Source organism: Candidatus Hodarchaeum mangrovi (assembly GCF_975850365.1).
On the sequence record NZ_CDLCQJ010000114.1, the window covers coordinates 1 to 19581 of the forward strand.

Below are 19581 nucleotides of genomic sequence, written 5' to 3' on the forward strand. Positions count from 1 at the left end.
CTATTAGTTCCCCAGTTCCTATAGATAGTTATATTCAAGAATTAAATAACTCTTGGACTATAACAATAAACCCTAATCAAACTGGTTCTATGGTTCTTGAATTCACATTCTCTTTATTAAATTACCAATCTGCTTTATTTATATTACATATTAACATCATTCCTGCAAATACGAACATTTTTACTACTCTTATTTCACCCACAACAGTATACTATAATGACACTTTAGAGTTCTTTTTATTCTTTGAAAACACAGACTATTCAGAGAATATATCAGGTGTGACCCCAGTACCATTAGATACTAAAGTAAGATTTATTAATCAGACAGGTAACTTTTATTGGTTCAATTTCTCTTCTGAAATGCTTTTGACGGGAATACACGCAATTGATATTTCTTTTTCAGATCCATACTTTGAAGATAATTCGATTGTTGTACAATTTGACGTTTCAAAGGTTCCTAATCATATAACAGATTTAATACCTTCTAATATGACAACAATAGGGGAAATGTCGCTTTTCAACTATACAAATAGCCAAACAATTTCTATAACTTGGATTGATGATTTCAGTGGATTGGGGATAATAGATTATGACATTATTTTTTCAGGAAATGGTTCTTCCTTTATAAGCATTGATTCAAAGCATGATAATGGGACACATTTCTTTATATTTCTAGGTAGTGCGGTTGGGAAATACCAAGTTATAATAACGTTTGAAACTGCATATTATTCTAGTACCAATTATGTTATCTACTTTATTGTATCTGAAATGGAAACAAGAATGATAGATGTGGCGAATCTAGACTATAACGAAACATTAATGGCTGAAGAAATATTTACATTAGTGATCCCCTCATACCAAACATACGGCGGTATTAATATTCTACAAATAGATAATTTGATCTTTTGGATAAATGGAACAGAAGTTTTTGGTCCTGAATTAGAATTAAATCTTAACTCCATGCCTTTTTCAATTAATCTATCCACTTCTGGTTATCACTATGGATTTTATAATTTTACGATTGAGATTTCAACGTTAGGATATCAATTCCAACGTTTTTCCCTTAATGTCACGATAAATGGATGGGAAACTACTATAGATGTAAATGTTGAACCTGGTAATATCATTGAAAGAGGTCAAGAAATTAGCTTCTTCATCACTCTCTCCTATAAAAATCCATTACTAGCTGGTTTTGGATCAACAATTAATCTCATTAATCTTGAGGGGGTTGAAATAACCTTTTCAATTGAACTTAAATATATAAATGGCAGTACCCAATTATTCCAAGAAATAAAAATGACCGATTCATTAGGAAAAACTTCCTATACTATTCCAGGAGCATTTACTAAATCTGCAACAGGATTCACTCAGATTAGAATATCTGCAGGTTCTTCTATGTCTGGTTTACCATATATCTATAGTTTAACGGCTGAAGAGTTAGCAGAGTACAAAATAACTGAAATAATTAATCCTCTTGAAGTATTATTACAAGGAGCGTTATTCTTATCGATTTTAGCAGTTATTTTCTTAAGTGTGTATTCAATTAATAAAAGACGTGTACGTAAAAAATCGATTAAAAGACTAGCTGAATTGAACATTGAACAATCCTTTGAAGATATCAAATCCATACGTCTAATTATTGCTCGTCATGAATCAGGACTTCAGTTCTATTCCGAAAAAACCATTACAGATATGGCAACCGATACCGATGCGCTTTCTGGTATGTCTGCAGCCATTTCTACTTTTATGGAAGAATTATCCGATACAATGACTCATGCTACAGAAGAGCGTGAGAAAGATAAGATCGAAGTAATGTCACGTGAAGGATTACATCTTCTGGTATGGCATGGAAACCAATCTAGCTTAATAATTATCTCTGAAATCAGATTACCAGATTATTTCCAAGGTCGATTGAAAACATTAGGAAGAGAGCTAGAGAATCGATTCTCAGAAGATCTAAAAGATTTTTATGCTACAGATCAGATTCCCAGCCATATAGTCAAGAAAATGGTTCGAAAACATATTCCATTACATTATTTCTGTGCTTTTGTCTTAAACGAAGGTGTTCTGACATTAGATAGTATAAAACTTCCAAAGAAGTATAAATCGATGTTTGAACAAATTAAAGAGATTCGATTTGAAAAGCAGGGTGTCCAGTATTTGTTTTCAGAGCAAATTATTTCACATCTCTCGAAACGATATAAACGAAGTGAAGCTATAAAGTTCTTAGACTATGCAATTGATATTAATCTCTTAATTGAAACAAGTCAAGAAGATATAGCTAATCTCGGGAAAAATTAAGTTTCGGAGTAAATTCTGGTGCAAGATCAAATTTACCGATTCTGGCTCTTAAATCATCAGGGTCTCTATATCATTGATAAAAAATTACCTGCAATGAAAAAAAGAATCGTATTAACCAAACTAGAGGAAGATAATCTAATAGCAGAGATCGTCAATTCTGATCTGCCAGAAAATACCTCTATTTTTACTAAAGAAGTAGAATCTACCTTTACACGATTATATTACCAGAGAAGATATAGTGATCTATTTATTATGCTAGCAGATGAATTAGCAGATATTACCGAAATTGGTAGTGAATTTAATAAATGGGTAGAAAAGAGACAACAGCAACGAGTACAATTAAAAGGAATTGTTTTGGTAGTATTTGATGATCTTGAAGGACCAAAAGTTGAATATAACAATTATTTAGAGGAAGAATCTGCACTATTATTAGCTGTCCAAGGTCAAACTGTTTCATCAATGGGAAGATTTAACGAATATCCTACTGGATTTAAGGACCCACTCAATGTTCCCAATCGAGATGATCTTCAACATTTAAGTTATGACTTTATACAACCAGCTCCAAGTTCACATGATCCTCGTATCGCAAAAATGGGGCGTGTTTCTAATCTTTACTTGATTTTCCCAAAGAATTTTCCATATATTAAAGAAAGTCATTTTAGAGGTTATATTGAAGCCTTCTTGGATGAGTGGGTGCTTAATTGGAATTTATTGCCGGAAGAAGAAAGGAAGGCATTTGATCCCACATTGATGGTTGAATTATTAGAAAATCTTCGAACTACAGTATCTACTGCAATAGATATGGCCACACATGATGAAAGAGAGGTTGCAAAGCTTAAATTGTATATAATGGAATTACTCACGGAAAATAATGTTCTTAATTCACAAATAAGACGATTAAAAGACCGTATCACTAGATTAGAGAACGAACTACGCAAAAAAAAGAACTAGGTAAGAATTTCTACTATTTATTTTAGCATGTCAATGGAAAATTTTAAGTTAATTCGATATTTTAAAAAGAGAGGATTATCTGTAGAAAGTAAGAAGTATCATTTATTCTATATTAATAGATTAATTTTTGTAAAAAATAAAAAGAACTAACGAAATTAAGAGGAATGTTCAGAATGAAAGTATATCATATTCAGGGTAAAAATCTAATTGAAGTTAAACCACCATATGAATTCTTAAACGGAGACGTTTATCTTATTGATAATTCAGATGTGAGTCCAGGTCTAACAAAAAAGGTTTTTATATGGTTAGGTTCTCAAGCTTATGCAGATGACCGAGCTGTAGGAGCTTGGGCGGCAAAACAGCTAGATTTTAAAGATAAGGAAATCGATATAGACACAGAAGTTGAGAGCCAAGAATCTAATGAGTTCAAAGGACTAATTGATTTTACCGTTGTCACAGGGGATACTCCAGGATTTTTAAAGCATATTGAAGTAAAAGAAAACGTTTCATATGCAATGTACAGAGTTCGAGATGCTGATCTCTCTGATGGATCCTCTTCTGATGATATTGTTATCGAAAATGTCCCATTAAAGAAAGAAAGTCTTATTAGTGATGATGTTTTCGTTCTTGATGCATATCATGATTTATATGTATGGGTAGGATCAAATTCTCAGGTTGGTGAGAAAGCTGCAGGAAATCGTTTGGTAAGAAAACTCGATGTAGATCGAGCACGTAACCCAATGGTTTATGCTATCAATGAGGGCTATGAACCCAAAGGCTTTTTCCAATTAATTGAGAAATTAACAAAAAGCAAGGATTTAAGGAAAGATGATGCTAAAGAAATTAGCAAAGGGATTGTAGGAGGTATTGCTGATCTCAAAGCTGTTACTCCTCCAAAAGAAATGCCTGTGATACCTTCTCCAGTTATTCAAGCACCATCTACTACTCCTCCAGAGGTAAAACCACCTACAGAATTATCCGAACCTCCCTCACATGTTGATTTTCCAACTGCCCCCGAACCTTCTCCAATAAAAACGAAAGTAAGTGGTCCAAGACATATTATAAAATTATATTATGTAAATGGAGCTTTTTCAGAAAAGGGAGGAAATGAGGAAGCTGTATTAGAAATAAATGAAGCAAATAAAACTGCTACATTGGTTCTTAATGAAGGAACTAGTCTAATTGCCCAAAGGACAGCAGGAAGACAAGCTCGTGGTATTTGTAAATCAGGATTTTTATTAAGTGCTGGATATAGGATAGGAGCTGAGTGTTCATTAAGTGAGGTCAAAGGTGAACGAGAAATCCATGATAGACTTCTCCAGCAAGGTCATCATTATAGATAGACACTTTAATCTTAATAAATTCCTTAATTCTTTTTTTTCCTTTATCAATAAATTTCTTTTTAAGAGAAACCGAAATTTTTTTCTTAATTTACAGATATTTCTTAAGAAGATTAAAAAAACTTATCAGTAAATTACTATTTTCTTCTGAAGACTGTTCAATTATCAATTGATGTGTTTATCATGCTCATTTTTAAAGAAAAATTGAGTTATGGCATTGGAAGACTTGGTTCTTCAATTACTATGGATTTAGCCGATCTTTTCACTGGATATGTTTATTTTGCGTTTTTTGGATTAGAAGATAATCCTTTCTTAGCTTTCCTAGGTGTTGCTATAGGGAAGATTGTAATTGCTTTTTCTAGTTATCTAGCTGGATATCTCTCTGATCGAACAAAATCTCGATGGGGAAGAAGAAAACCATTTATATTCATCGGAGCTCCTCTGCTTGCACTTATGTTTTTCTTTTTGTACTCCCCACACTTAATACTTCCTTTTGGCAGTGATGATTCATTAATATTTGGATACCTTCTTCTGTTTAATTCCCTTTACCAAGCATTATACGGATTTTTACTTACTCCATTTCAAGCATGGATGCCTGAAATTTCTTCAGAAGAGGAACGGCTAGAAATTAGTGGTTATCAAAATACAGTAAACTTAATAGCTTTTATAATTGGGGCAGGATCAGCCTTTCTTTTGCCTGCGCTTTTAGGGGGAGAATCAGAGCAAGTTGATCTCAATGCATTGAATCCGTTTTTCTCCTTTTTAACAAATGGATTGACAATATCTTTGATAGTAATTCTATTTTCTCTTGCTGTAATGATATTCTTTTTACCTTCTATTATTAATATAAAAGCAAAAGAAATATTCATTCCTCAACCTACATTTTTTGAGGAACTAAGAGTAGTCTCAAAGAATCGAAATTACATTATGTGGACTCTATCACGAGGATTTCTTTCAGTAGCTTTAAGCATGATAATGGGTATTGTTCTTGCATGGATCGATAAAGCGCTCCGTTTCGGAACGATAGAATATTTAATTTTTGGATTGACTTTACTAGCTACAATTTTCTCTGGTTTTCTCTGGTGGATACGCTTTGGAAATAGATCAGGAAAGACAAAGAGTCTTATCATCATAATGAGTTGGATGGCAATTTTTATGCCTTTTACATTTCTTATAGGGCAAATAAGTATATTTTCAGCTATATTACCAATCTCCCCAAACCTAGATGTGCTCCTACAAGCTGTTTTCTTTGTAATATTAGTTGGAATTGGTGTTTCTGGTTTTTATTTATTACCTTATGCAATTGTCGCTGATATAGCAGAGGCAGATGAAAGAATATCAGGAGAATCACGAGCTGGAATTTACTATGGATTCGAATCAATACCTTTGAACTTTTTTCAAGTCATCGGATATTTAATTGTAGGTATTTTATTAAGTGATTGGAGCTCTTTTACTGACTGGCGAGGATTTGAATATTCCCTTGGATATTTATTATGGGGGCCAATTTCAGCTTGTTTCATCGTGATTTCTGTTTTAATTTTCTGGCGATATGTTGATGCAGACCCCTTAAAAAAGAAGTTACCAAAAATCTAATTGAATTAGTCTTTTTCATTCCTTTTTATCAAGTTAAGTAATAGAGGATTACACGATCACTAAGGAAGAAAACATCAAAAAGTATCGAATTGAAAGCTTTTACCAGCCTGTTTATTTGGTTGATGAGCTTTAGTGGAGCAAAAATAGAAATGATTGATATTAAAGTCTTTCGTGAAAATCCTGATATCATACGTGATAGTGAAAAAAAGAGATTTAAAGATCCAGCCCGTGTTGATAAGGTAATTGATTTAGACTTGAAATGGCGAACACTTCTTCAACAGATTAATGATCTTCGAAAGGAACGTAACCAAATTTCAAAGGATATTGGGATTAAAAAGAAGAAAAATGAAGAAACCTTAGCTCTCCAAGAAAAAGTAAAAGAAATTAATTTAGAGATTACTAAATTAGAGATTGATGCAAATGAAAAACTGATTGAAAGAGACAAAATTAGATACTCCATTGGAAATATTATCCTCTCAGGAGTTCCAATTGCTAAAACAGAAGATGGAGATGAAACAATAAGGAGTTGGGGAAGAAAAACGAAATTTAACTTTCAACCAAAAGGTCACACAGAGCTATTAGAATTGTTACAGCTAGCTGAATTGGAAAAATCTTCAGAGATTAGTGGATCTCGTACTTTTTACTTAATGAAGGATCTAGTCTATTTAAATCTTGCATTAATCAGATATGCTGTTGATTTCCTAACCAGCAAACGTGGATTTCTCCCTTATTGGACACCTCCTTTCATGAGAAGAAAAGCCATGGAGGGAGCAAGTGAACTGTCGGATTTTGAAGATACTTTATATTCAGACACTAAAGAGGATGTCTTCTTTATAGCAACCTCGGAACAGACATTAGCTGCACTTCACATGAATGAGCTAATTGAAGTTGATACATTACCTAGAAAATACTGTGGAATCTCTCAATGTTATCGAAGGGAAGCAGGTTCTCATGGAAAAGACACTAAAGGGATATTTCGTGTCCACCATTTTCATAAGGTTGAGCAATTTATATTCTGTAAACCAAATGAATCAGGAATGTTTCACGAAGAATTAATCACCAATGCAGAAGAATTATTTAAAGGGATGAAAATTCCTTATCGAATTGTTAATATTGCAAGTGGAGAATTAAATGATAATGCTGCTAAAAAATATGATTTGGAAGTATGGTTCCCAGCTCAAGGAACCTATCGTGAACTTGTGTCCTGTTCAAATGTTACAGAATACCAAGCCCAAAAATTAAATATTACTTTTGGTAAAGAAGGAGGAAGCAAAGAATTTGTTCATACTCTTAATTCTACGGCAATTGCATCAGAAAGAACAATCTGTGCGATTTTAGAAAACTTTCAACAAGAAGATGGTTCAGTTATCATTCCTAATATTTTAAGACCATATTTAAATGGACAAGAAAAGATAGTTCCACCTTAGAAGAAAAATTTTGAGTAAACATTGACAAAACAATAATTAAAGCGGAAATTTGTATCTGAATATGTTTTAAAAGAATAAATAGCTGTTAGCTATTGTGCTCTTAAAATGTATTCAAAAAATTCGACTGATAATCTAGCAAGATTGGGCATTAATTTTCCTGTAAAAGATTGTGAATTGACTGCAACAGAACAAAAAGTTTACCTATCTCTTTCACTTGAATTTCAAATAATTCTTGACAAGGCTCCAAGCTTTCAAATGGGAGCATATCAATGGAATCAAATTCTTCCAGATCGCTTGCAGAAATATGGTTTAACAGAGGAAGCATGGGAAAAGATTTCAAATGTAGGTGACAATTGTGAATCTCTTCAGGGGGAACTTGCGAAATTAGTAGAGGAACTTGAGAAATCATTATAAGTTTTTACACGAGTATCTGCCCATTTATAATGATTCATAAAATGAATAGTCTAAATAAATAAGCTACTGATAAATAATAATCCTGTTGACCACCATAAGGACCATCTTGAATACTTCCTCCCTTTAGTTGCTGTTTCAAGATTTGGATTAGGAACTAAGACATAAAGAGTATATAATATTAAAATAATTAAGAAAGAATATCCAACAATAAAAACTACATTATTTTTAAAGCCATAAAATATTAGAAGACTCCCAGAAATAATGGCAAATACATAGAATAATCCAGATAGGTATGCAGCAAATTTTGCACCTTTTACAATTGGAACTGAACGTTTTCCTGTCTCTTTATCTCCAGAAATATCCATAATGTCTTTTAGTACTTCCCTTGCTAATGCTAAGAAAAAAATAAAGACACTCAAGATTAAAACATTTATTAATACCCAGTTGCTATTTGCTCCAACTAAGAGTGCTCCCATTAAAAATGGAAAAATATATCCAAGACTCACCCAGATATTTCCAATTAGTCCATAAGACTTGATTTCAATATTATAACCAATTCCAATGCCAATGAAAATGATTGTTGCAGGGATTAACAAAAGAGATAAATGAAAGATAAAAACTTCTATAAGAACAATCAGAAAAGCTAGAGTATAACATAAAATAGCTAAGTTTCTTGCTTGTTTGGGAGATACAACGCCTCTAACTAACGGTCTATCAATTCGGTTGTTGATTCTATCATTTTCGAAGTCAAAAAAATCATTTATTACATGATTTCCCCCAATTAGAAGAAAAGGAATTAAAAGACCAATGACAAGACCTTCAAAAGGAACTACATCATTATTAAATAAAAAGTTTAATATGTCCAATGGTTCAATTTCAGGTTGAAGGACTCCATTTAATCGGTAGCTTAAATAACCAGCAATTATGACAACTATACTAGCTAAAATGCAGAGACTTAACCGTAATAAGTCAGATATATCTTTTAATAGTGACATATTGATAAACCATGAAGATTTTTTTCTACTTGTTGATAAACTTCACGGTTTTGTAAAAAAGGAAAAAAAGAAATAGGAGAAATCATGCTTTTAAAGGAAAGAAAGCTTATCTACTTGATCCTGCATCGCAGTAAGTTTATCTCCAGGGCGTATTATTCCAGCTTTTCGTGAAGATTTAACCTTTGTCAGTGCTTCGTCGAAATCATTTTTTGTTACGAAATAATTATTGAATTCTACTTGATTCTCCATAATTACTGGGATATTTCTTTGAATTGCAATCATGACGGTTTCCTGACATATTGAAGCTATATCAGCACCTGTGAAATTCTCTGTCTTTTTAACATAATCTTCTAGATTAATATCAGAGGCTAGGGGTACTCCTTTTGTATGAATTTTCAAGATTTCAAGTCTTGCTGGATCATCAGGTAGTCCTATTTCAATAATTTTATCAAATCGTCCAGGTCGTAAAAGTGCGGGATCAATCATATCAGGGCGATTTGTTGCTGCAATTACAACTACTCCTTTCAATTCCTCTAAACCATCTAATTCTGTAAGAAATTGACTGATCATCCTCTCCGTTACACCACTATCAAAAGATTTCCCTCGTACTGGGGCAATAGAGTCAATTTCATCGAAAAAGATAATTGCAGGAGCTGCTTGTCTAGCTTTACGGAAAACCTCTCTTATCCCTTTTTCTGATTCACCAACCCACTTGGATAAAAGTTCAGGACCTTTTACACTAATAAAATTGGCTTGAGTTTCATTAGCAACAGCTTTTGCTAGCAAAGTTTTTCCAGTACCTGGAGGTCCATAAAGTAGAATTCCTTTTGGCTGTTTGGCACCCATATGAGTGAAAAATTTAGGGAACTTCAATGGTAATTCAATTGAATTTTGAATTTCGTTTTTTTCAGCAATAAGGCCCCCTACATCACTCCAACTGACATTTGGGATTTCTACAAATACTTCCCTTAAGGCAGAGGGTTGGATATCTAGTAATGCTTCATCAAAATTATTTTGGGTAACTTCTAGTTCGTTTAATATTTCTGCGGGTATTGTATCTTCCTCTAAATTCAATTTAGGAATTATTTTCCGTAGAGCATTCATTGCTGCTTCTTTTGTCAATTGTTCAAGATCTGCTCCAACAAAACCATGAGTTACCTCTGCAAGTTTATCTACTTTAACATCTTTTGCTAATGGCATACCTCGGGTATGAATCAATAAAATTTCCTCTCTACCATTTTTATCAGGTATTCCGATCTCTATCTCACGATCAAATCTACCACCCCTTCGTATAGCTGGATCTAAGGCATTTTCACGATTTGTTGCACCAATGACAACTACATCACCCCTTTCGCTCAATCCATCCATATTAGACAATAATTGAGCAACAACTCTTCTCTCTACTTCACCAGTAACTTCCGAACGTTTGGGAGCGATTGAATCTATTTCATCTAGAAAGATAATACTAGGAGCGTTTTGTTTAGCTTCCTCAAAAATTTCACGAATTCGTTGTTCACTTTCACCATAGAACTTTGACATAAATTCAGGGCCAGAAACAGAAATAAAATGAGAATCAGTTTCATTTGCAACAGCTTTTGCCAATAATGTCTTACCTGTTCCAGGTGGTCCATATAAAAGAACACCACGAGGGGGAGTGATACCTAATCTTTTAAATAATTCAGGATGACGCATTGGAAGTTCAATCATTTCTCTAATCTTCTGAATTTCAACAGAAAGTCCTCCAATATCTTCATATCGTATTCTTTGAAAACTATCCTGCTGAACATCTTTTACTGGTTTTGTGGAGACAATTACTTGAGTTGTTTCCTGCATAATTACGGCATCAGTATTGGGAGAAATCTTGGAAACGGTTAAAAATATACGACGTGCCCCCATTATTGGAAGCTCGATAAAATCTCCTTGTGTTAACACACGACCGAGGAGATTTCTCTTTAACCAGTCCTCTGCTCCTTGTAATCTAAGATTTTCAATAGGAGCAAATTCGATACGATTTGCATTAACTGCTTCTACGATTTTTAATTCGATTGTATCATCAACACTCACACCTGCATTTCGACGAGTGCTACCATCAATCCTTGCAATACCTGTTCCACGATCTTGTGGATAGGCTGGTATGTATATAGCAGTTGTTCGTCTTTTTCCAATAATCTGAATTGCGGTACCAGATGTAACATCCATTTCTTCTGCAATTAACGGATCAATCCGTATAATGCCTCTTCCAACATCTCGAGGAGCCGCTTCGCCAACTTTACAAATAAATTCACTCATTTTATATTAACCTCAATTATCGACTCGTTAATATTCTGTTTAAATTCAACAAATAACTATATTATACCCTAAATGTTACTCAATATCTACTTTTACTTTCGATTCGCCTTCTTTTAATGGAAGATGAAGAGTAAGTATCCCCATTTTTAGCTTTGCTTGAGCTTGTTCAGGTATTATAGGGCTTTCGAAAAAGTTCCTATAAAAATAATGCTTTTCATATTCCTCATTTTTTGCCTCTAACCATACTTCTTCACTGGTTAATTCCAAATTAATATCGTCTTTTGTTATTCCCGGTAGTTCAATGACTAATGTATATTTTTCATTATCCTTTTCTATTGAAGTTCTTGGATACTGCTTACCTCTTAAGGTATGATCGAAACAAGGTCTACATTGAAAATTCTTACCTCTTTTTCTCCAAAATTGAGGATGTAGTTTAAAAAGTTCATTAAAAGGTGAAAAATCAAAATAAAATCCGAAATCTCTATCCTTATCTTTAAATCGTTCTTTATCTCTCATAAGATCACTTCTTTATTGGTTTGTATTGAAAGTAATTATTTTCTTTTTCAGATAATTCTAATTATAATTTATTCACAATTAGTTATAAATATTTCTAGTTGTGAATAAAAACAAATCATTAGATTTTTGTTGAAAAAAACCTTCTTAAGAACTGAATATTAATTATACATGATATGTGAAAAAATATTTCAGCTAAAACTTGAAAAAAAATAAGCCCTCTCCTCGTTCTCCTGACCTAGACATCGGATTCATATGAAACATGAGTAGTTTTTGAATCTTGGGAATCAGTCATGATTAGATCTTTATTTGTAATTAACTCAAAGAGAGTAAAGAATGCTTTTTCGACATTTAAGTTGGTTTTCGCACTGGTTATAAGATGTGAATGTCCTAGAGTTGGGGGACGACTATGTTTAATTTGTAACTCGTTTATATCAGCTTTATTTGCAGCTATAACTACGGGAACATTCTTACATTTAGAATAAAGTTCATTAATCCATCTTTCAACATTTCGATAAGAATGTGCACTTGTCAAATCATAAACAACAAGCGCACCACTTGTACCAGTATAGAATCGTGTACGAAAGCGTTCAAAATGAGATTGACCAGACATATCCCAAAGGACAAAACGGATTATTTTTTTAGGATCTTTTGCTTCTGCTACTAGATAAGGAGTAATATCAACTCCAATGGTTGTTTTATACATAGTATTAAAAGATTTATGAACGAATTGACTGACAAGGCTTGTTTTGCCTGTTCCTCCGTCTCCAATAAGGACTACTTTCAAAGCACGACTGTGATTAACCTTTTTTGATTCCATATCAAAATCACTTTCCTATTAATAAACGCTCTGCAAGATCTAGAGGAAATTCATGTTGTTTTATTCCATTAATCGTTGATGTTGGGTCATAATCAACTCTAACAAAATTAATCTGATTATTATGATCATAAATTAAATAAGCGGCTCTTGAATCACCATCTCTTGGTTGTCCAACACTTCCAGGATTAACTATTATTCTACCATTTGATTCCTCTGTAAAGGGAACATGTGTATGTCCTAAGAATAAAACATCAGCATTCACGAGTTCCATAAACTCAAAGGTCGTTTTCAACTCATCCCTATCTTCAGGGAAAATATACTGATCATAGGGATATTCTGGTCCTCCATGAATGAACATTAGATTCTTTTTCTCAACCCCAAATTGTTTCATATAATGGACAGTTGGAAGATCATGAAGCATTCTCCTTTCTCTTACAGTTAAAGTACTATTAGTCCAGTCTAAGGGCTTGGTTGAATCATCACGGTAATATTCAGGGATATTTCCTAACGCAGCGATATGATCATTATTACCCTTTATTACAACAGAACACTTAGCTAAAATTAGATGAATTACTTCTATTGGGTGTGTATAGTAACCTACTAGATCTCCAAGGCAAATAATCTGATTAATCCCACGAGTACTAATATCAGACAATACTGCTCTTAAAGCACTTAAGTTTGCATGGATATCAGATATTATTGCCAAATTAGAGGTCATTATGATACCGCGAATTTTAGTTTGGTTTTTATTCAATAAGAAAATCATGATTTATGATGTAAATTTATGAATAGATATTTTAAAGCTAATTTTTATTAATTCATAACTTTTCTTATTATTCAAAGTTTTTTATATTCATATTAATTTTCCTTATGGTTTATAATATTTCTTAGAATATCCTCACGAATATTAAGGAAATCATCAAATTGTTCTGAAAAAGAGGTTTCATTAAAGCTATGAAATTGTAAAGAAACTTCACGATCAATTGGCTTTGTCAAATGTCTTTGTGCGCAAACAGGGGAGACATATCGCACATTAGGTTTAAGAACTCTAGGAGTCTGTAATTTTATATAATATTTCTTGTGTGCTGTAAAAGAACACCGTTTACATTTAAATCCTGAGTTTTTACCTGCAGATTTCAGTGTAATGTTACAATGAGGACATTTAGGAGTTAAATATTTAAATTCTGTTTTTAAGTAAAGAACCGTAAACTCTTCTAAATTCAAAGTTAAATTCTTCCCCTGTTCATGAGCCCTAATTCCGCCGCACACTTGGAGGATGTCTCCCTTATGGAGACCCATAACTTGATTGCGAAATTTCTTGGTTGGTTCATACGCTGCGCAATCAATTATATTTTCGTCAATTTTAAGAGAAAATATTACATGAGCACCTTCAATATATCTCGGAGATTCAATAACTTCCCCCTTTGAGATAATAGATTGAAAAGGATGAATATTATTTGAATCTGAGTCTGTTAAGAAGTGAACTCGTGTATGCTGATTCGTACGGTAAATCATAAGGGTTTCAATTGGTTCAAATACTTTTAACGATCTCCACATATTAACAACTGATTTTACAGTTTCACCTCTGATTCCACAATAAACAGGATCTGGACCATGAGGTAAGATCATTATGTCTCCATGATCATTATCAATATTACTAATAGTAAGAGGTTCTTCCCGATCAGCTGTAAATACTGTTTTTTTGTCAATCAGTCTTTTTTTATCTCCCCAATTATCTTTAATTCGATAAGCGATTAACTCAAATGTATAATCTTGGTCAAGAGTGGAGCCAATTGCAGCTGAGGCACCTATCAATCCTCTACCTTTCTTTAAAAAGAAAAGTCTAATATTATTATCTTCTTTTAACTCTTTCTTCACATCCTCTAAAGAAATCAACTCATTTAATGCTTTAGAATATAAGTTCTTCATGAAAGTTGGAATTTCTCCTTTAATCAGTACCATTCCAGGATGAGTTTCTGCAGCTTTTATATCTGAAAATTCTTCTATTATCTTTATAAGGTCAGACCAAAGTGAATCAACCCTAGACTGATCTAAGATAAATCTAAAAGCTATTGCTCCATTTCCCCTTGTTTTAAATGGAATATTTGGATTAAGTCGAATTAAGAGAGGAAAATCTAAGAATAAAACCTGATAATCGAGGAGAAGATTCACAATTTGAGTTCCCAAATAGGTTGTACATAACCCTTCGTTGGAGTCTGTATCGTCAATCCCGAGATGAAAAATATTAGAATTGAGGTTATATAACAATTTTCTTCATCATTTTTCTTCTTGAATATTTTCGAAAATTTGGGTTGCTACTTGGTAATTATATAGCATTTTTATACTGTACAACATCTAATGTTTATTAAAGGCACATATTCTTATTTTTATACCTATTTCGCCCTTTTTTTCTCCTTAATAAATAAGTGCGTACATCTCAAGCTTAATAAAGAATTTATCAATAAAAGCATCTGAGATTAGATGAAAGCTTTTCTTAAGATAATTTTGCTACTGGGCTTAATACTTTTTAATTCAATAAATGGAATCTCAAATACTCGGTGTTCGAATGCACTCATTCTTGAATTCACTACTTCATTAAATTCTTTAAGATTGAATAAGGGTGAAGGGATTCTTGGTCAATATAATCAATATATTCCTGACGGTAATTCCTCAGTGATTATAATTATAGATTCCAATCTTATAGGTGAAGGAAAATATTTTGCAGACTATTCTATTGCCAAATCTAGATTTGAAATGTGGCTAGAACCGTTTGAAAATACCTTTATGATCAAATTTAATATAAAAAATATAACGGAATATACTCCAGGTCCCGAAGATTCCCTCTACAACTCTTTAGACAATGTTACAAGAATATTTGATTGGAAACTTGGATCAGGTATTGATGATAGTAATAATGAAGGTAATTATTATGATTGGATGATAATATATCAGGAAAAATATAATGGTGGACGAAATCATGCTAATTCAATTTGGGGGAATGTCCTTATAATTTCTCACAATCAACCTCTTAACTGGGTTTCTCAACAGCTTATTTTATTACATGAAATTGGTCATATTTTCGGAGCAGAGCATCAAAATGAAGGAGAAATACCTCCAGATTGGTATGGGGGTGCAAATTACAGCTTGATGAGTTATCAAGACCTTTCTCTGTTACATCTTCTGGGCTGGGATAAAACTCGTATACCTATTGATAAACACAATTTTGACATAATAAATTCCTCAAAATTTCGATTCGACCAAATCGATGCTGATCTTGATAATTTACCAAATTGGTATGAGTACAGATACAATTTTGACTCAACTACTCCAGATTCGACTTATGATTCAGATGATGATGGATTAACAAATCTAGAAGAATATACATTAGGTTCAAATCCTTTAATGTCAGATACTGACAAAGATGGGTATTCTGACTGGGCTGAATCACTTTTTGGGACTTCACCGATAAATTCAACTGAAATTCCTATAATTGATATCCCCATTATATATCCATGGATGTATTCATCTACACTCACTATTAATGACTCTGTTTACATCAAATGGCGCGCATTATCTTCTTATCCTTCACATTATATCATTTACCGTAATAATACTCAAATAATACAAAATATATGGAATTCCGAAGTAATTGAGTACAAGGAAGTCAATAAAGCAGGTAATTGGAATTTTACATGTGTTGTTTTTGATACAAAACAACAATTTTCTGTTTCAACGGTAATTGTTGAAATTACAAAACCAAACTCAACCACACATCCCTTTTTAGTGTTTTATATATCTATCTTCATATTTCTAATATATATAAGGAGAAAGAAGAATTTAAACTAATTTTAGAACACGAATATTTCCTTCTAATTCCATACTATATTTTTTCCATTCATTTCCTATTCCAAGTATAGCAATAAGATATTCGATAGTTGCATTACCTTCATAATCAACCAAATTGAATAAAATATCTAATAATCCTCCACGTCTAATATAATCACTTATGATCAAAATCTTCTTGTTTTTAATAGCAGACATCTTGTGAAAATAAACAGTTTCTACTACCTGTTGGTCAAGAAGGTAAGGAAACCGAAGGATTTGATCTTCATTTACTGATGGACGACGAAAAGATACACTGTACCAAGGGATGGCTAGGAGCTGAGAAAAGGAAATGGCCATAGGAATGGCTTCTGTATGGGTTAATATAACATTAAAAGATCCTGTTAGATCATGATTTATCACATGATATGCGATAAGATTCAAATTCTCTGGTGAAGAATATAAATTACTAATATCAATTTGAATCGGAGCAGTTTTTAAGTTAAGCATAATATTAGAATCAATAAGATCAAAAATCATATTATATTCATTATATAAAAATCGAGCAATGGTACTCTCATTTACTTCCGGAATTTTTGATTGACCTTTAAGATATCGAATAAATTGGTCATACGAGAATCCTTTCTCGTGCTCTAAGCAATGTTCTGAAATAATTTTAGAATGTAGAGCTTTTATAGAAGGATATTTCCCAAGTAGATACCTCAAACTATTCATTATTGCCATTTTTCGATATTCTTCAACTTGATTTTTCATTTGCATTTAATTGCACTTTACCTCAAAAATTATATTGTTTACACAATATAATATTTTTTCTTTTTATATATTATTTGGTATTTGTAATAAATATGCAAAAATTCAGTAAATTAGCCATATTTTCATAGGAAAATTACTTAAATCTTCCCTCTAATAGATAATAGCGGGTTTGGTAAGATTGAGCTCTAATAATCAAAAGGAAATTCATGAAATTGATATTTTTCGAGAAATTGCACTAATTGCAGTATTTACTGCTCTAGTTTTTCTTTCAACCTCACTCTTTCAGGTTTCATTGATCTCCTCAAGTGGATATTTTAATCTTGGAGAAGCTTTTGTATATTTAGCAGCATTAATAGGAGGACCTCTTGTAGGAGCAGTTTCAGGAGGATTTGGTTCTGCTTTAGCAGATACTTTTACTGGATTTGGATTATACGCTCCTGGAACTTTCATTATTAAAGGATTAGAAGGCTTTTTGGCTGGTTATTTATTTCATAAAACAGCTTTTGGCCAGAGAAATGCTAGACGAATTCTTTTAGGAGGGGTAACTCTGTTTATTATCTTCTTTAGTTTCTATGTAATCACCCCACAATTGACAGGAGATCCCAATTCAAGAATAATTAGTGGAAGCTTTTTTTTATTAGATCAAGTCATTGATTATCAACTTCCAGGTTTTATACTATTAATAATAGCTATTTTACTATCCTGCATGATTTGGTTCATTGAAATCAAAATGGGAGAACGAGGAAGAATGGCTTTAGCATGCTTATTGGCTGGTCCTATTATTATCTTAGGATATTATTTATATGAGATAATTATTATAAAATTACCAAGTAGTGTTGCTTTGTTTGAAATGCCCTTTAATATCGCACAAGTTATTTTTGGTACATTTATTGCAGTTCCAGTTGTAGCTTATTTAGAAGAACTTGGCATTCTTGAAAGTATTAAAGAATCTAGGAAAGTGAAAAGGTTAATCAAATAACAACTTTAATATAAAAAGAATTCAGGAGGATTCTTATGCTCCTAATTCAAAATCTTAAAGTAAAATACTCAAGTTCTCCTAGATGGTGCATTGATAACTTTTCTCTTAAAGCGAGTTCTGGAGAACTTATTATAATTGCTGGAGGAAGTGGGAGTGGAAAATCAACACTAGCCAATACTATTATCGGTTTAATACCTAATTTTATTAAGGGGACGGTTGAAGGGAAAATTTTCATTAAGAACAAGGATTTAAGTACAATTTCTCGATTGGAACTGTTGTCATACATAGGATATATCCCCCAATATCCTGGAGATTTTACAACATCACTTGTAGTAGAAGATGAAATAGCATTTCCCTTAGAAAATTTACATTATAATCCTGAAATAATTAAATCACACGTTGAAGATATTCTTAATCAATTGGAGATAAATCATCTTAGATTTAGATTAATTACTGAATTAAGTTCAGGAGAACTTCAAAAAATCGCAATCGCAACTGCTCTAATTCATTCACCTGATTTTCTAATTTTAGATGAACCTATGGCAAGAATTGATCCAGCATCTGAAATACGTATTGCTGAGATTCTAAGAAGTATAGCAGATAAAGGAAAAACACTTCTAATTTTTGAACATAGATTAGATTATCTGTTTCCCTTTGCTGATCAAGTTATCTATCTTTCAGATGGAAAAATAACCTTTAAAGGAAAACCAAAAGAAATTCCAAATTTAAATTTAGAAATTGACCTTCCAGAGGTATCAGAGATAATTGTACCAAAAAATCAGCAAAAACTAATGAATTTAATTGAAGCAAAATCCTATCTAGAAAATATTTTTTGAGGTGAGTTAGATACACAAAATACAACTCGAAGATGTATCCTTTAAGTACCCCAGAAGTCAAAATAATGTTTTCTATGGTCTTAATTGGTCAATCTTAGGATCTCAATCTATTGGTGTGATAGGAACTAATGGATCAGGTAAAACTACATTCATTAAACTACTCTTGGGACTATTAAAGCCTACAAACGGGACAATTCATTTGAATGGTATAAATACTAAAAAAATTTCAGTATTGAAAGATTTTGTAGCCTATCTTCCCGAAAACGCTAAATTAATACTTCTTGGTCCCACAGTTCGTAAAGATTTCCAACGGACAGGGATAGAAGAAAATATAATTGATGAAATAAAAGTTGATCTTAATGAAGAAGATATATCTATAGAAGCCATTGATATTAGTTTTATTGAATTGATATTGCCTTATAATGTATTTCATGTATATCAACAAGTGGAAATTCTGATAAATGTTTATGATCAAAATAGAAATATCATTCCGAGAGATATGATCTATATACAGTGGGAAGTGGCTGA

At 32.4% G+C, this 19581-nt stretch carries 17 protein-coding genes; 10 read left to right on the forward strand and 7 right to left on the reverse strand.

Annotation, left to right across the window (positions count from 1 at the left end; translation table 11 throughout):
* The 6 genes from ACWVCY_RS11200 to ACWVCY_RS11225 form a co-directional block, all read left to right on the forward strand.
* A partial coding sequence (locus ACWVCY_RS11200; protein WP_455142912.1) for a hypothetical protein occupies positions 1 to 2300 on the forward strand: 2300 nt, incomplete at its 5' end.
* 18 nt (positions 2301 to 2318) lie between these two features.
* On the forward strand, positions 2319 to 3251 hold the full coding sequence (locus ACWVCY_RS11205; protein WP_455142913.1) for a hypothetical protein: 933 nt from the start codon (positions 2319 to 2321) through the stop codon (positions 3249 to 3251).
* A 173-nt stretch (positions 3252 to 3424) separates the two neighbouring features.
* The gene (locus ACWVCY_RS11210; protein WP_455142914.1) at positions 3425 to 4594 is read left to right on the forward strand and encodes a hypothetical protein; all 1170 of its coding nucleotides are present in this window, start codon (positions 3425 to 3427) and stop codon (positions 4592 to 4594) included.
* Positions 4595 to 4774: 180 nt separating this feature from the next.
* On the forward strand, positions 4775 to 6184 hold the full coding sequence (locus ACWVCY_RS11215; RefSeq protein WP_455142915.1) for an MFS transporter: 1410 nt from the start codon (positions 4775 to 4777) through the stop codon (positions 6182 to 6184).
* Between the two features lie 149 nt (positions 6185 to 6333).
* Entirely contained in the window at positions 6334 to 7611 is a 1278-nt protein-coding gene (gene serS / locus ACWVCY_RS11220) for a serine--tRNA ligase (RefSeq protein WP_455142916.1), read from the forward strand.
* A gap of 105 nt (positions 7612 to 7716) precedes the next feature.
* Positions 7717 to 8025 carry a hypothetical protein gene (locus ACWVCY_RS11225; RefSeq protein WP_455142917.1) on the forward strand — a complete coding sequence of 103 codons (309 nt, stop codon included), beginning with the start codon at positions 7717 to 7719 and terminating at the stop codon, positions 8023 to 8025.
* A 50-nt stretch (positions 8026 to 8075) separates the two neighbouring features.
* Here ACWVCY_RS11225 and ACWVCY_RS11230 read toward each other — a convergent pair whose 3' ends face one another.
* The 6 genes from ACWVCY_RS11230 to ACWVCY_RS11255 form a co-directional block, all read right to left on the reverse strand.
* Positions 8076 to 9020 (reverse strand): UbiA family prenyltransferase, encoded by a 945-nt coding sequence (locus tag ACWVCY_RS11230; RefSeq protein WP_455142918.1) that lies wholly within the window; start codon positions 9018 to 9020, stop codon positions 8076 to 8078.
* A gap of 90 nt (positions 9021 to 9110) precedes the next feature.
* Entirely contained in the window at positions 9111 to 11309 is a 2199-nt protein-coding gene (locus ACWVCY_RS11235; protein WP_455142919.1) for a CDC48 family AAA ATPase, read from the reverse strand.
* Between the two features lie 75 nt (positions 11310 to 11384).
* Positions 11385 to 11825 carry an Hsp20/alpha crystallin family protein gene (locus ACWVCY_RS11240; protein ID WP_455142920.1) on the reverse strand — a complete coding sequence of 147 codons (441 nt, stop codon included), beginning with the start codon at positions 11823 to 11825 and terminating at the stop codon, positions 11385 to 11387.
* Positions 11826 to 12060: 235 nt separating this feature from the next.
* Positions 12061 to 12642 (reverse strand): Rab family GTPase, encoded by a 582-nt coding sequence (locus ACWVCY_RS11245; RefSeq protein ID WP_455142921.1) that lies wholly within the window; start codon positions 12640 to 12642, stop codon positions 12061 to 12063.
* Between the two features lie 7 nt (positions 12643 to 12649).
* Entirely contained in the window at positions 12650 to 13360 is a 711-nt protein-coding gene (locus tag ACWVCY_RS11250) for a metallophosphoesterase family protein (protein WP_455142922.1), read from the reverse strand.
* 140 nt (positions 13361 to 13500) lie between these two features.
* On the reverse strand, positions 13501 to 14910 hold the full coding sequence (locus ACWVCY_RS11255) for a TiaS agmantine-binding domain-containing protein (RefSeq protein WP_455142923.1): 1410 nt from the start codon (positions 14908 to 14910) through the stop codon (positions 13501 to 13503).
* Positions 14911 to 15123: 213 nt separating this feature from the next.
* Between ACWVCY_RS11255 and ACWVCY_RS11260 the strand changes: the two genes are divergently transcribed.
* Positions 15124 to 16488 carry a hypothetical protein gene (locus tag ACWVCY_RS11260; protein WP_455142924.1) on the forward strand — a complete coding sequence of 455 codons (1365 nt, stop codon included), beginning with the start codon at positions 15124 to 15126 and terminating at the stop codon, positions 16486 to 16488.
* Here the strand turns inward: ACWVCY_RS11260 and ACWVCY_RS11265 are convergent.
* Positions 16480 to 17244, reverse strand: a complete 765-nt coding sequence (locus ACWVCY_RS11265; RefSeq protein ID WP_455142925.1) for a hypothetical protein — start codon at positions 17242 to 17244, stop codon at positions 16480 to 16482. The genes ACWVCY_RS11260 and ACWVCY_RS11265 overlap by 9 nt on opposite strands.
* Positions 17245 to 17416: 172 nt before the next feature.
* Here ACWVCY_RS11265 and ACWVCY_RS11270 point away from each other — a divergent pair, with 172 nt between their 5' ends.
* From ACWVCY_RS11270 to ACWVCY_RS11280, 3 genes are all read left to right on the forward strand, one after another.
* Positions 17417 to 18217 carry an ECF transporter S component gene (locus tag ACWVCY_RS11270; protein ID WP_455142926.1) on the forward strand — a complete coding sequence of 267 codons (801 nt, stop codon included), beginning with the start codon at positions 17417 to 17419 and terminating at the stop codon, positions 18215 to 18217.
* 35 nt (positions 18218 to 18252) lie between these two features.
* Positions 18253 to 19053, forward strand: a complete 801-nt coding sequence (locus ACWVCY_RS11275; RefSeq protein WP_455142927.1) for an ABC transporter ATP-binding protein — start codon at positions 18253 to 18255, stop codon at positions 19051 to 19053.
* Positions 19054 to 19168: 115 nt separating this feature from the next.
* Positions 19169 to 19581: ATP-binding cassette domain-containing protein (locus ACWVCY_RS11280; protein WP_455142928.1), on the forward strand; the 413-nt coding region annotated here is incomplete at its 3' end.

What these genes read in the sequence shown, in the direction of transcription:
- ACWVCY_RS11210 (WP_455142914.1), top strand. Translation starts at nt 3,425, where the DNA reads ATGAAAGTATATCATATTCAGGGTAAAAATCTAATTGAAGTTAAACCA.
- ACWVCY_RS11215 (WP_455142915.1), top strand. Translation starts at nt 4,775, where the DNA reads ATGCTCATTTTTAAAGAAAAATTGAGTTATGGCATTGGAAGACTTGGT.
- serS (WP_455142916.1), top strand. Translation starts at nt 6,334, where the DNA reads ATGATTGATATTAAAGTCTTTCGTGAAAATCCTGATATCATACGTGAT.
- ACWVCY_RS11225 (WP_455142917.1), top strand. Translation starts at nt 7,717, where the DNA reads ATGTATTCAAAAAATTCGACTGATAATCTAGCAAGATTGGGCATTAAT.
- ACWVCY_RS11230 (WP_455142918.1), bottom strand. Translation starts at nt 9,020, where the DNA reads ATGTCACTATTAAAAGATATATCTGACTTATTACGGTTAAGTCTCTGC.
- ACWVCY_RS11235 (WP_455142919.1), bottom strand. Translation starts at nt 11,309, where the DNA reads ATGAGTGAATTTATTTGTAAAGTTGGCGAAGCGGCTCCTCGAGATGTT.
- ACWVCY_RS11240 (WP_455142920.1), bottom strand. Translation starts at nt 11,825, where the DNA reads ATGAGAGATAAAGAACGATTTAAAGATAAGGATAGAGATTTCGGATTT.
- ACWVCY_RS11245 (WP_455142921.1), bottom strand. Translation starts at nt 12,642, where the DNA reads ATGGAATCAAAAAAGGTTAATCACAGTCGTGCTTTGAAAGTAGTCCTT.
- ACWVCY_RS11250 (WP_455142922.1), bottom strand. Translation starts at nt 13,360, where the DNA reads ATGACCTCTAATTTGGCAATAATATCTGATATCCATGCAAACTTAAGT.
- ACWVCY_RS11260 (WP_455142924.1), top strand. Translation starts at nt 15,124, where the DNA reads ATGAAAGCTTTTCTTAAGATAATTTTGCTACTGGGCTTAATACTTTTT.
- ACWVCY_RS11265 (WP_455142925.1), bottom strand. Translation starts at nt 17,244, where the DNA reads ATGCAAATGAAAAATCAAGTTGAAGAATATCGAAAAATGGCAATAATG.
- ACWVCY_RS11275 (WP_455142927.1), top strand. Translation starts at nt 18,253, where the DNA reads ATGCTCCTAATTCAAAATCTTAAAGTAAAATACTCAAGTTCTCCTAGA.